Below are 12,465 nucleotides of genomic sequence, written 5' to 3' on the forward strand. Positions count from 1 at the left end.
GCATGGACAAAGTTAAATTTTTCAACCAGCAGTTGAACGGCCAGATCGTTATGGCGGAGCTTGAAGCGGAACACCTGGCCGATTCAATCCGGCTGCTTTCTGCTGGCGAAGACCCGACGACCTGGGCCGAAGAGGTGGCCGTTCACGCTGCCACGCTGGCCCAGGTAACGGCCAGCCTTACCGCATTGCGGAAGGTGGCGCACGATTCGGAAATTTTGATGGAGCGGGAGGAAAAGGCATGAGTGAAAAAACGATTTACAAGACCCTGGCGCCCTTCTTCGATGCCGTGGACGGCACCGAAGAAAAGGCCTTGAAGTTCACGGCCCCGGGCTATATGGACCTGTGCATCGAGGCCTTGGGCTACAATGACCACGAGGGCCGCCCGGTGTATTCCGTGGCCCACTATGGGGAGCAGAACGGCGACCTTATGCGGGACCCGGATGTGACCATGGGCGTTGACCGGGAAACCGGTACCGTGGAGCCGCTGACCTACCAGAACGACTACATCGGCCGCTATTGGGAAGTTTACAAAGATTTCGTGGACGGAAAGCCCACAAAATACTATCCGGCTATGAAAAAGGACCTTGCCGCCATGGTGACGGCCTGGGCGAAGAACATAAAGGCTCAGGGCTTCAACCCTGCGGTTCATGCGTAAAGGAGGCGGGCGCATGATAGGCGATCACTTGAAGCTGGTCGAGAACGTACCGGAAGGAGCGGCCTTCTGCTTTGACGGAAAGACCAAGAAGCAGAAAATCGACCAGAACGACATAATCCGGGAGCTTTTCGACCTGGGCATGGGCGGCAGCTATTATGCCCAGGTGGTGAAGGTGCCGGGGGAGTACCCGGTGGAAGACCTTTCGGCGGTTCTGCTGTACGAGCCGGAGGAGGCAGCGAAAATCTTCGCACAGTTGTGCGGCTACACGCTTTTGGACCAAAACGGCCGAGTGATTACAGGCCGAATGCCTGGACGGGAGGAACAGAAATGAAGAAGATCAACGAAAAGCAGCTTGACCGAATCCGTGGCGCCTTGTACGGCGTGGCTGTTGGCGACGCCCTGGGCGGTCCCCTGGAATTTATGAGCGACCGGCAGATCCGCGACGCATACGGTCGCGTTACCGACATGATCGGCGGCGGCTGGCTGAACTTGAAGCCCGGCGAGGTTACGGACGATACACAGATGACCCTTTGCGTTGCCCGCGGCATCCTGGATGCCCTGGAAGGGGACAACGGCCTGGACCTGGTAGCCTCCGTCGGCCAGCAGTTCATTGCATGGGCCGACAGCAAACCGAAGGACATCGGCGGCGCCTGCTCGCACAGCATTGCCATTGCAAAGGGACTGGGCCGCATTCGCTGGCAGGGCGTTCCGACGGCTGCGGACTGGATGGAGGCCGCGCGACAGACCAGGCGCGACGGCGGCCGCCCTGTTGAAGGCAACGGCGCTCTGATGCGCACCGTATACCCTGGCCTTTACTGCAAGACAAAGGGCGCTGCGGAGATGCAGGCCAGGGCGTTTGCAGAAATGACGCACCGCGGGGACAAGTCCACCGAGGCTTGCGTTTTGTACACGAGAATGGTATATTTATTAACGGAATCGGTTGGTAACTTCCAGGACGGCGACGTGGCGGACTTCCTGCACGAGTGCTTGAAGGGGACGTTTTACGACGGCTCCGTGGAAGCGGCTGCGACGTATGCAGCGGGCGGCTATGTGGTGGACAGCATGAGCACTGCCGTGAGCTGCCTCGCACACGCCCAGACCTTCGAGGAGGCTGTCTGTGCGGCCGCAAACCTTGGCGGTGATACCGACACCAACGCAGCCATTACCGGCGGCCTGGCAGGCGCCTGGTTTGGCTTCTCGGCCATTCCGGCGCGCTGGGTGGACGCCCTGGCCCCTGGGCTGCGGCAAGATCTGGACATTCTGGCCGCAGCAGCAGAGAGCCACCGCAACAAGTAACAGGAGGAAAAGCAATGCCATACGGAAGGCCTATGAAGGGCGCCAGCCGGAGAGTGCCCACAACGGTACACATCCCCACCGGCACCCTGGACATTATCGACAACTATATTGACGACCGGGAAAAGAACGTTGAAACCGGCCGCATGAGCCGCAGCGACTTCATCAACGAGGCCGTGAACCGCTACCTTGTGGAGCTTGGTTTGGTTGAGCCTGAAAGTAACACCGAAGTAACACCCAAGTAACAGAAGCACCCAGAAGCCAACGAGAACCGAGGAAATACAGGAAATACAAGCATTGGAAAGAATAGAAAATAACCAATGCGAACAGAAGACAACCGCCCACCATAGAGCTCGAGTAATTTCTACCAACTGGATTTAATCAGAAATGCGCAACCCCCGTCAGTATGAGCTGGTGGGGGTTTTGTGCGTATAGGGGCAACGATTCGGGATTTTCGAATGGTTCAAGTTTGGCAGTGGGAACTATTAAGAAAAACTTAATGGTTGGAAGGTGTGATACACCAATGAAGTTGAATGAACTAGACGTATTTGATATAATCGGTTTACCATAAAATAGAGTTGATGGGACAAAGTTGTGATCATAAGTATAGAGTGCTTTCCTGTGAACGATTGGATGCCGTGTTTCCATCATGTGTAAAACTGGTAGTCGCGAAAATTTCAGGGATTATTATGAGGACACTGAATAAAAGGAGAAAAGAAAATGGCAAAGGCTAAATTTCAAGACACGTTAAAAAACGGTTTGACTGGGGTCGCAACTGTTGGAAAAAAGATCGTGGATACGGCAGGAGACGGGGCTGCTGCAGCAATCAGCAAAGGCAAGGAACAGCTTGACAAGGCTAACCAAAAGAAAGACGAAGCACTTTCCTCGCAGCAGATGGTTGACATTCTGGATGTCTGCTATGACAAAGCACTACAGGGCATTCCGAAGGTGAGTAAGTCGGTTGATGAACTGGCAGAGGATTATTCATCGAAATACCCGACAGCGGAAAAGGCAGCAAAGGCGTTGGTGGCAAATCAATTGGTAAAGTGCACGACATCAGGTTTTCTTACGGGACTTGGCGGGATAATTACACTTCCGGTTGCGGTTCCGGCTAATGTAAGCAGCGTCCTCTATGTGCAGCTCCGTATGATTGCTGCGGTAGCCAAACTGGGCGGTTATGAACCCAATACCGATCAGGTGCAGACATTGGTCTATGCTTGTATGACCGGGCAAGCGGTTGCGGATGTTCTGAAAGGCACAGGTGTCAAATTAGGTACGAAAATTGCAACAGCTAGCATTGAAAAAATTTCAGGCGCAACATTGACTCGAATCAATCAAAAAGTAGGATTTCGATTGATTACGAAGTTCGGTCAAACTGGAATCATCAATCTCGGAAAAATGGTACCGTTGGCTGGCGGTGTAATTGGTGGTGGATTTGACCTTGTGACAACGAACATCATTGCACAGAATGCCTTGAAGTTGTTCATCGAAACGACCATAGAGAGAAGTGAGCAGAATGATTCAGACACCATTGGGGAGGATTGAAATAACTAAAGATGAGAAAAAAGTCGATTGCACAATCAGAAGAGTAAGAAATGACGGCCGGTGCCCAGAATTAAACGGACGATTTGCGGTTTTGATTGACTATATTCCAGATGGGCAGGAGCACACGGTTTCGTGTTGTATAAAAGGGATCCGAGAATCAAAAAGTGATTTTATAGAACCAGATGAAAGAGTTGATATAAAAAGTTTCTGTAGGGAAACAACAAAGCTTTCAATTGGATTATTCAGTGATATTCCGGATGAATGGAATAAAACACCAGATGATATAATGGATTATTGGACGGAATATCTAAAGAATGGTGTGCAGTATCATATTCGGGCAGGTGCGAAGCGGGCTGTATACCCTTTTGGTATAGCATGGATTGAGCACAAAAGTGAAGAGAACGAAGTTCAGACATCGCATGGTGCAGATCCAACGATTTGGTATGATGAAATATGCGCCGAGGAAAAATTTGTGTATTGTTGCGTGAAACAGGAAATCGACAAGTGGGATCCATACGATTTCTTCCCGGAAGCACCATCAAATGAGTATGATGGTGAAAGTAAAAGAATTGTGAGGAAGATAACGGTTTCCTCGCCTACGGACGAAATCGCAGAAGCAGTTGCTGAAGTCTTCTCTGAATCTTTTGGTCAGGGGGAGGGCTTCTCGGCAGACTATTGCAGGGACGTAGCCGGTAAAATCAAACACAGAATAACAAAGTACGAAAACAGGTTGAAAAACAAAAGATAATACGTTATAATACTCACAGAGATCCCACTGGTTGTGTGATACTATCCTGATACTAAAAAATCAGCAAGTCACATCTACCATGGCAATCTCATGGAAAAATGAACATCCCTAAATAGTATTACTAAACAAATTTGTTTAGTAATAATCTGAACTTACCGAGCTCGAGTAATGGATCAAAATGCCGAAAGCCTGTATTCATGCGGGTTTTCGGCATTTGTTTTTATCAATGCATAAGGAAAGGGAAAGAAGGGATAGGTTATGCTGCCGACAAGAGATGAAGCAATGGCGTTGATTCGGGATGGTCTATCAAATAATCCGGGGCCTTGGGGAAAACATAGTTTAACAGCAGCACATTGTGCAGAAAAAATAGCAGCGGCATGTGGAGATATGGATGCGGAGAAGGCCTATGTTTTAGGCTTGCTGCATGATATAGGAAGAAAATTTGGCGTAAGACATCTTGGACATGTTTCCGATGGGTACAGATTTATGATGTCGCTTGGATATGATGAGGCGGCAAGGATCTGTTTGACGCATTCTTTTAACAATCACAAGCTAGATGAATACATTGGAAAGCTTGATGTTTCAGATGAAGAGATGGAAATGATTAAGACTGAATTGGCCAGGACAGTATACGATGATTATGACCGGCTGATTCAATTGTGTGATAGTCTGGCAGGAGCGGAAGGGGTTCTGGATATAGAAGATAGAATGAACGATGTAAAGAAACGGTATGGCTCTTATCCGCAGGACAAGTGGGATTCCAATATGAGATTGAAACGATACTTTGAGAAGAAAATGAAGAAGGACATCTACCTTGTTTGTGAGAAAGACTCATTTGTGCCGGAAGAGATAGGATGATCGAAGGTCTTGTGAATGGGTTTCCTGATGGGAGACTTTATGCTATAATAGGCAGGTGGCGAGGTGAAGTGTATGAAAAAAACAAGAGATCTGTTCTGGACTTTTTTGAAGATCGGTGCGTTCACATTTGGCGGCGGCTACGCAATGGTGGCCCTGCTGGAACGGGAATTTGTGGAAGACAAGCAGTGGCTGAGCCGGGAGGAATTTCTCGATATGGTCGCCATTGCGGAGTCCACGCCGGGCCCTGTGGCGGTGAACAGCGCCACCTATGTGGGCTATAAGATCGAAGGGGCAGAAGGGGCCGCGGCATCCACGCTGGCGGTCTGCCTGCCCTCGTTTGTGGTCATCTACCTGATCTCACTGGTGTTTGACCGGTTCCTGCAGCTGTCGGCAGTGGCAAGCGCGTTCCGGGGCATTCAGGTCTGCGTCATCTATCTGATCCTTTCGGCGGGGATGAAGATGCTGAAAAGCCTGTCCGGCACGGCCTTCAACAGGATCATCGTTGCCGGTGTCGTGGCGGCCATGGTGGGCTGCTCGGTGGCGGCGGTGTCCTTCTCGTCCCTCTACTACATCCTGCTCTGCGGAGCGGCAGGGGTGCTGCTCTACCTGTTAAGAAAGCTGCGGAAGGAGGAGAGAGCATGATCTACCTTCAGCTGTTTCTCAATTTTCTGATGATCGGAGCGCTCTCCTTTGGCGGCGGCTACGGGATGATCTCGCTGGTGCGGGAGACCGTGCTGCGTCATGGCTGGCTGACCGAAGCAGAATTCCTGAGTTTTATCGCCGTTTCCGAGTCCACGCCGGGCCCGCTGGCAATCAATATGGCAACCTTTATCGGGTCATCACAGGGCGGCTTTCCGGGAGCGCTGATCGCTACGCTGGGGGTGGTGCTGCCCTCGTTCTTCATCATCCTGCTGATCGCGGCGGTGCTGAAAAACCTGATGAAGTATGCGGGTGTGGAAGCCTTTCTTTCCGGCGTGCGGCCCTGTGTGGTGGCCATGATCCTGGCGACCGCGCTGAACATGATGCTCTCCACACTGGGCGGCATCAAGACGCTGGCGGATGGATTTGCACCGGATGCGAGATCGATCCTTGTGTTTGCTGTTTTATGGGCGGTGCATTTTGTCTGGAAGAAGCGGACGCAAAAAGCCCCGTCGCCCATCGGAATGATCCTGCTGGCGGCGGGACTGGGAATCCTGTTCTGGGGCGTATGAGAGATCATCGCCCTTTTTTTTGTGGCTCAGTGCTCCACGAATTCGCCGCGCAGGGCGAACATGTGGTCCATGGGGCCGGAGCCTTTGCCCAGATCGAGCATGGCGGACAGGCAGCCTGAAATATATGCCTTGGCCCGCTCTACGGCGGCATCCAGGGGATAGCCCTTTGCCAGATTGGAGGCAATGGCGCTGGACAGGGTGCAGCCGGTGCCGTGGGTATTGGGGTTGGCGATGCGCTCGCCGTGGAACCACTTGCCGCTGCCGTTGCGCCAGAGCAGATCGTCGGCATCATTCACCTTGTGGCCGCCCTTGCAGAGCACGGCACAGCCGTATTTTTCGCTGATACACTTTGCAGCGGCCTCCATCCCGGCGGCATCGGTGATGGTCATGCCGGACAGGATCTCGGCCTCCGGAATGTTGGGCGTGACCACCTCGGCCATGGGCAGAAGCTGCCCGGTCAGGATCTGGATGGCGCTGTCCTGCAGCAGCTTGGAGCCGGAGGTGGCCACCATCACGGGATCGACTACGATGTGCTTTGCATCGTATTGGCGCAGCTTTTTGGCAATGGTCTCAATGAGCGCAGACGACGACACCATGCCGATCTTGATGGCATCCGGGTAGATATCGGTGAACACCGCATCCAGCTGTTGGGCCAGAAATTCGGGTGTGGTCTCAAAGATGCCGGTCACGCCGGTGGTGTTCTGGGCCGTCAGAGCCGTGATGGCGCTCAGGGCAAACACGCCGTTGGCGGTCATGGTCTTGATGTCGGCCTGAATGCCTGCGCCGCCGCTGGAATCGCTTCCGGCAATGGTCAATGCTGTTTTCATAAGGAAAATCCCCCTTTTTCCTCTCAGCATAGCACAGTCCGGCGGCATTTGCAAGGAAAACCGGCCCGCCCTCTTTTCTGCCGGAGAAAAGCGTGATAAAATAAGGCAAAAACGAAACTGGGGGAGAATACAATGAACATCACAGTATATCTGGGCGCAAACGAGGGCAATGATCCGGCCCTGAAGCAGGCGGTGCAGGAGCTGGGAAGGTGGATCGGGGAGAGCGGGAACGCGCTGGTGTACGGCGGCTCCCGCTGCGGTCTGATGGGAGAGATCGCCGAAAGCACCCTGAACGCCGGGGGCGAAGTGACCGGCGTGGAACCGGAGTTTTTTGTGCAGGGAGAGCTGCAGCACGAGGGGCTGACGGAGCTGATCGTGACAAAGGATATGACTGAGCGCAAAACAAAGATGATCGCGCTGGGGGATGCGTTTATTGCGTTTCCCGGCGGCACCGGCACACTGGAGGAGATCGCCGAGGTGATGTCCAAGGTGTCGCTCAGGCATCTGGATGCGCCCTGCATCCTCTATAACCTGAATGGTTACTACGATGGCCTGAAAGCCCTGCTTGCCCGGATGATCGAAAAAGGGCTCTCCTCCCCGGAACGCCAGCAGGGGATCTATTTTGTAGAGGATCTGGAGCAGATCAAGGAAATTTTGCAGAAATTGTTTTGAAGATCCTGTTTAGGGTCGCTCTCTGCACACCTCCTGCCGCCCTGGCATAGACCGGGAAAAGGGGGAGTGCGATTTGGAACAGATTTTCCTGACGGCGGCAGTGCTGCTGCTGCCGATGCTCTGCACCACAGCCGGTGCGGCTGGTGTGTTCCTGCTGCGGAAGACCGGGGAGCCTGCCACCCGGCGGATGCTCTGCGGCATGGCGGCGGGCATCATGCTGGCGGCCAGCGTATGGAGCCTGCTTTTGCCGGCCATTGAGCGGGCAGAGCAGGGGCCGCTGCCTGCATGGGTCCCACCTGCCGTGGGCCTGCTGCTGGGTGCGGTAGGGCTTTTGCGGCTGGAAACGCTGGCGGGCCGCCTATTGAACGCCGGGCCGGGCCGCAGTGGGCGGATGGTGCTGGCAGTCACCCTGCACAACCTGCCCGAGGGCATGGTGGTGGGCCTTGCTGCTGCGCTGGCCCTGCGGGGAGAACCGGATGCTATCAGTGGGGCGCTGGCCCTTGCGCTGGGCATCGGGCTGCAGAACATTCCAGAGGGAGCTGCGGTCAGCCTGCCGCTGGCGCAGGAGGGCAGGTCTAAGTGCCGCGCCTTTGCGGCGGGGGCTGCCTCCGGGCTTGTGGAGCCGCTGGGGGGCCTGCTGGCCCTTGCACTGGCCGGGTGGGTCAGTGCAGCCCTGCCCTGGCTGATGAGCCTTGCCGCCGGGTGTATGGTCTGTGTGACAGCACAGGAGATGATCCCGGAAGCCGTGGAGGCAGACGAACCGGCGGGAGTCATCAGCGTGGTGGCAGGGTTTGCCCTGATGATGGCGCTGGATGTTGCCCTATAAAATATTCTGTAACACAAAAAGGAGACCGCGCGGTGCGGTCTCCTTTTTGTGTCTGTCAGTGCGCTTCGAGTATTTCGGCCTGCAGGGTATCCAGCTGCTCAAAGCTGTACAGCCGGTTCAGCGCCTCCACCAGCTCCTTTTTGGAGAGCCGGGGCGGCAGGCCCAGCGCGTTGAGCAGCTGGTATTTCCGCTCGGCACTGCCCGGGGTGCCGGAAAGCCCCCAGTTGTACAGGTCGGTGTAGGTGATCTGCCGACCCTCCGGGCGGGCAGGCGCGGCCCCGGCTTCTGCGCCCAGTGCATCCCGCAGGCATTGCAGGACGATGGCATCGTCCACGCCTTCCACGCCCAGCAGGCCTTCCTTGCCAGGCTGTGGCTTCCGCTTTTCCTTGCCATGGATGGCGGGCACGTAGGCCTGCACCACGTTTTCTGCCCCCACCAGACCGGTGATGTAGGTGCGGATGCGGAACCCGGCGGCATCGGAATCGGTGAAGAGGATCAGGCCGTTTTTCTTCGCCAGGGCTTTCAGCAGCTGCTGGCGTTTTTTGTCCTTGTAGATGCCAAAGCCGTCTGTCAGCAGAATCATGGCATCGGTCAGGTGGGAAAGGCGGGCGGCATCGTATTTGCCCTCCACCACCAGCACCCGGTCGGTGTGCAGCAGTTCTCGTTCGCTCATCGTCCGCTCCCCGCCAGCGCCAGACGGCAGAGTGCTGCTTCCAGCAGGGTCTGCACATCCACGGGCTGGCTCTTCAAACTTTTATCGAGGTCCAGCAGCACCTGCAGGCAGGTCTCCAGCTGGCCCAGCGTGTAATGCGATGCCGTTTCGGCTGAGCGCTTGAGCCGGTAATCACTGCCCTTGTAGCCAAAATCCTTGAACACGGCGGCGTAGCTCTTCCGTTTGGAAGCCCCTAGCTTGACCCGGTACAGGTCTACATAACTGCCGATCATTGCGCCGGTGATGGCAATGGGCTCCTGCTGTAAGCGCAGCAGGGTCTGCAGCTTTTTGCAGGCACCGGTGGCGTTCTTGGCGGTGATCATCCGGATCATCTCAAACACATCCGCTTCCAGGCTCACGGTGCCCATCTCGGCCACCATGGCGGCGGTAACGGTCTGGTAGCCGGAAAGGGCACAGAGCTTGTCTACCTCGTTTTCCAGCAGAAAGGGATCTTCGCCGCAGCGCTCCAGCAGGGCTGCGGCAGCGCCCTCGGGCAGGGTGGTATCCTGCGCCTTGGCCCGCTCAATGAGCATCATCTTCAGCTCATAGGGCTTGGGTTTGGAGAGCTCTTCGGCAAAGCCCAGCTTCTTGCATTCAGCGATCAGCTTCTGTGCCCGCTTGCCGGTCTTGAGCTTGCTGCGCTCCAGCTCGAACACGCTGCCCAGCACCACCACGGCATTTTCCAGGCTGGCAAGGGTGCTGCACAGCTCCTCCAGGTCCTTGTCGCCGTAGGCGGCGGGGTCAAGCTCGGGCAGCACCACCACGCGGCGGGTGCCAAAGAAGGAAATGGTGCCCGCTGCCATGATGAGCTGCTCGATCTCGGGTGCGGCACCGTCCAGCACGGTGGTCTCCTCATCCGTGTCAGCGCTCAGTATCCGGACGGCGGCAGACACCGCCTGCCGGACAAGATACCGCTCGCTGGAATAGAAATAGTAGACCGGACAGCCGCGGTCTGCCAGCTGACGCAGTTTGGCTTCCGTTGCCACGGCGGGGCCCCCTTTCAGAAAAGAATACTTTATAAGTGTACCCACCGGGGCGGGAAATGTCAATGCAGGAGGCAGAAGAAAAAACGACAGATGTCTTTTATCGCTTCCGCAAACGTGATATACTGAAAGAAAACGGCCTGCGCCGGAACGGAAAGAGAAGAATACGGATGAAACGAGCCTATTTCAACTGCATCCTGCTGGACGGCACCGAACAGATGGAGCCGGTGGCCCACAAGATGGTGCTGGTGGACGGGGAGAAGATCACCGCCATCGTGGAGGATACCGCCCCCTGTGAGGGGTATGAGAAGGTGGACCTTAAGAGCGGTTACCTGATGCCGGGCCTCATCAACCTGCATGTCCATCTGGCAGGCAACGGCAAACCCAGCGCAAAGCCCCGGGATAACGCCGCACTGGTGCGCAGGATCCTGAGCAATGGCCTGACCCGGGCGGTGGCTTACCGGCTGGTGTGCAGTTACGCCAAGCTGGAACTGCTGGGCGGCGTGACCACCATCCGCACCGTGGGCGGTCTGGCAGATTTCGATACCCGCTGCCGGGACGACGCGGCAAAGGGGAAGATCCTGGCTCCCCGCATCCTTGCCGCCAACGAGGGCATCTCGGTGCCCGGCGGACACATGGCAGGCTCGGTGGCAGTGGCGGCCCACAACAATGCCGAAGCGCTGGCCCAGCTCCGCAGGGCCGGTGAACAGGGGGTGGACCTGGTCAAGCTGATGATCACGGGCGGCGTGATGGATGCCACCCAAAAGGGCACCCCCGGCGAGCTGAAGATGAAGCCTGAGATGGTCCGGGCTGTCTGTGATGAAGCCCACAGGCTGGGCTATCCCGTGGCTGCCCACACCGAATCGCCCGAGGGCGTGAAGGTGGCGCTGAAAAACGGCGTGGACTCCATCGAGCATGGCGCAAAGATGGATGAGGAGACCATCCGGCTCTACAAGGAGCGGGGGGCTTTCGTCTGCACCACCATTTCCCCGGCGCTGCCCTATGCACTGTTTGACCCGGCCATTTCCGGCGCTTCTGAGAAGGACCAGTACAATGGCAGGATCGTCTTTGACGGCGTGGTGGAGAGCGCCAGAACGGCCCTTGCCAACGGCATTCCGGTGGGTCTGGGCAATGATGTGGGCTGCCCCTACGTCACACAGTATGATTTCTGGCGGGAGCTGTGCTACTTCCATAAATACTGCGGCGTGAGCAACCAGTTTGCTCTCTACACGGCCACCCTGCGCAATGCCCGGCTGGCCGGTGTGGGGGATGTGACCGGCTCCATTGAAGCAGGGAAGAGCGCTGATTTCATCGTGACCCGGAAGAACCCGCTGGACGACCTGACTGCCCTGCGCCAGCTGGAGCTGGTGGTCTGCCGCGGACGTGCCGTGCACAAGCCCGCTCCCAAGCGGAACAAAACGGTGGATGCCCAGCTTGACCCGTATCTGGCATAAATGCTATAATATCCTTAAATTCCGTCCGTGCCAGAGCGGGCGTTGAAAGGATGAAACGCTTACGAAACGTCCCAAGCTTACATTGCAGCTGCAATACAATTCGCCGGTGATCCTGACCTTTTTTCTGCTCTCCCTGGGGGCTTTGTTCCTGGGGCAGTGGACAGGCGGCTGGACCACAAAGCACCTGTTCTGCGTCTATCGCGGTTCTCTGAAAGACCCACTGTTTTACATCCGGCTCTTCGGCCATGTGCTGGGCCATGCCAGCTGGGATCATTTCCTGAACAATATGCTCCTGCTGCTGGTCATCGGCCCGCCGATGGAAGAAAAATATGGCAGTGGCCCCCTGCTCAAGGGCATCCTGCTCACGGCGCTCATCTCGGGTGTTCTGCAGTGTGTGCTCTTCCCCCATACTGCCCTGCTGGGGGCTTCGGGCATCGTGTTCATGCTCATCATGCTGGCATCGCTGTCGGGCTTCTCCGGCGGCATCCCGGTGACCATGCTGCTGGTGGCGGCACTGTATCTGGGCCAGCAGGTGTATGATATCATCTTTGCGCACGATAATGTGGCGAACTTCATGCACATCGTGGGCGGTGTGTGCGGCACAGCCTTTGGGTATGTGTATGCCATGCTGCCCCGGAAACGCAGGAGACCGGCTGCCAGAAAAAAGCGATGATCAACAAA

The 12,465-nt window shown here is 56.1% G+C and carries 17 protein-coding genes; 14 read left to right on the forward strand and 3 right to left on the reverse strand.

The features are described from left to right. The first annotated feature begins 2 nt into the window (after window positions 1-2). The 10 genes from J3352_RS04730 to J3352_RS04775 all read left to right on the forward strand — a co-directional run bounded on the left by J3352_RS04730 (window position 3) and on the right by J3352_RS04775 (window position 6,310). Entirely contained in the window at window positions 3-242 is a 240-nt protein-coding gene (locus J3352_RS04730; RefSeq protein ID WP_156065335.1) for a hypothetical protein, read from the forward strand. Continuing rightward, complete coding sequence (locus J3352_RS04735; RefSeq protein ID WP_156065333.1) at window positions 239-655, forward strand: hypothetical protein; 417 nt, start codon at window positions 239-241, stop codon at window positions 653-655. The genes J3352_RS04730 and J3352_RS04735 overlap by 4 nt, the downstream gene beginning before the upstream one ends. A 13-nt stretch (window positions 656-668) precedes the next feature. After that, window positions 669-986 (forward strand): hypothetical protein, encoded by a 318-nt coding sequence (locus J3352_RS04740; RefSeq protein WP_156065331.1) that lies wholly within the window; start codon window positions 669-671, stop codon window positions 984-986. Further along, window positions 983-1,951, forward strand: a complete 969-nt coding sequence (locus J3352_RS04745; protein ID WP_156065329.1) for an ADP-ribosylglycohydrolase family protein — start codon at window positions 983-985, stop codon at window positions 1,949-1,951. The genes J3352_RS04740 and J3352_RS04745 overlap by 4 nt, the downstream gene beginning before the upstream one ends. A 14-nt stretch (window positions 1,952-1,965) precedes the next feature. Beyond that, complete coding sequence (locus tag J3352_RS04750) at window positions 1,966-2,193, forward strand: hypothetical protein (protein ID WP_143405515.1); 228 nt, start codon at window positions 1,966-1,968, stop codon at window positions 2,191-2,193. A gap of 475 nt (window positions 2,194-2,668) precedes the next feature. Continuing rightward, window positions 2,669-3,493, forward strand: a complete 825-nt coding sequence (locus J3352_RS04755) for an EcsC family protein (protein WP_242699864.1) — start codon at window positions 2,669-2,671, stop codon at window positions 3,491-3,493. Then, the gene (locus J3352_RS04760; protein WP_097773656.1) at window positions 3,465-4,241 is read left to right on the forward strand and encodes a DUF1871 family protein; all 777 of its coding nucleotides are present in this window, start codon (window positions 3,465-3,467) and stop codon (window positions 4,239-4,241) included. Before J3352_RS04755 ends, J3352_RS04760 begins: the two co-directional genes overlap by 29 nt. A gap of 258 nt (window positions 4,242-4,499) precedes the next feature. Then, the gene (locus J3352_RS04765; RefSeq protein WP_156065327.1) at window positions 4,500-5,099 is read left to right on the forward strand and encodes an HD domain-containing protein; all 600 of its coding nucleotides are present in this window, start codon (window positions 4,500-4,502) and stop codon (window positions 5,097-5,099) included. Window positions 5,100-5,171: 72 nt separating this feature from the next. Then, complete coding sequence (locus tag J3352_RS04770; protein ID WP_156060779.1) at window positions 5,172-5,741, forward strand: chromate transporter; 570 nt, start codon at window positions 5,172-5,174, stop codon at window positions 5,739-5,741. Continuing rightward, a complete protein-coding gene (locus tag J3352_RS04775; RefSeq protein ID WP_156065325.1) occupies window positions 5,738-6,310 on the forward strand; it encodes a chromate transporter in 573 nt (190 codons plus the stop codon). Before J3352_RS04770 ends, J3352_RS04775 begins: the two co-directional genes overlap by 4 nt. Before the next feature lie 26 nt (window positions 6,311-6,336). Here the strand turns inward: J3352_RS04775 and thiD are convergent, their stop codons facing one another. Then, window positions 6,337-7,137 carry a bifunctional hydroxymethylpyrimidine kinase/phosphomethylpyrimidine kinase gene (gene thiD / locus J3352_RS04780; RefSeq protein WP_117476894.1) on the reverse strand — a complete coding sequence of 267 codons (801 nt, stop codon included), beginning with the start codon at window positions 7,135-7,137 and terminating at the stop codon, window positions 6,337-6,339. 132 nt (window positions 7,138-7,269) lie between these two features. Here thiD and J3352_RS04785 point away from each other — a divergent pair, with 132 nt between their 5' ends. Continuing rightward, entirely contained in the window at window positions 7,270-7,809 is a 540-nt protein-coding gene (locus J3352_RS04785) for a TIGR00730 family Rossman fold protein (RefSeq protein WP_156065323.1), read from the forward strand. Window positions 7,810-7,882: 73 nt separating this feature from the next. After that, entirely contained in the window at window positions 7,883-8,635 is a 753-nt protein-coding gene (locus tag J3352_RS04790) for a ZIP family metal transporter (RefSeq protein ID WP_227622120.1), read from the forward strand. A gap of 55 nt (window positions 8,636-8,690) precedes the next feature. On the opposite strand, the gene J3352_RS04795 is transcribed toward J3352_RS04790, so the two are convergent. Continuing rightward, a complete protein-coding gene (locus J3352_RS04795) occupies window positions 8,691-9,308 on the reverse strand; it encodes a toprim domain-containing protein (RefSeq protein WP_154277276.1) in 618 nt (205 codons plus the stop codon). Beyond that, entirely contained in the window at window positions 9,305-10,333 is a 1,029-nt protein-coding gene (gene holA, locus J3352_RS04800; protein WP_156058306.1) for a DNA polymerase III subunit delta, read from the reverse strand. Before holA ends, J3352_RS04795 begins: the two co-directional genes overlap by 4 nt. Window positions 10,334-10,500: 167 nt before the next feature. Between holA and J3352_RS04805 the strand changes: the two genes are divergently transcribed. Together J3352_RS04805 and J3352_RS04810 are read left to right on the forward strand one after the other, a co-directional pair. Continuing rightward, window positions 10,501-11,784 (forward strand): amidohydrolase family protein, encoded by a 1,284-nt coding sequence (locus J3352_RS04805; protein ID WP_156065321.1) that lies wholly within the window; start codon window positions 10,501-10,503, stop codon window positions 11,782-11,784. An 82-nt stretch (window positions 11,785-11,866) separates the two neighbouring features. Continuing rightward, entirely contained in the window at window positions 11,867-12,457 is a 591-nt protein-coding gene (locus J3352_RS04810; protein WP_005930504.1) for a rhomboid family intramembrane serine protease, read from the forward strand. The last annotated feature ends 8 nt before the right edge of the window (window positions 12,458-12,465 follow it).

The sequence above is a fragment of the Faecalibacterium sp. Marseille-Q4164 genome, assembly GCF_017377545.1.
Taxonomy (GTDB): Bacteria; Bacillota; Clostridia; order Oscillospirales; family Ruminococcaceae; genus Faecalibacterium; species Faecalibacterium duncaniae.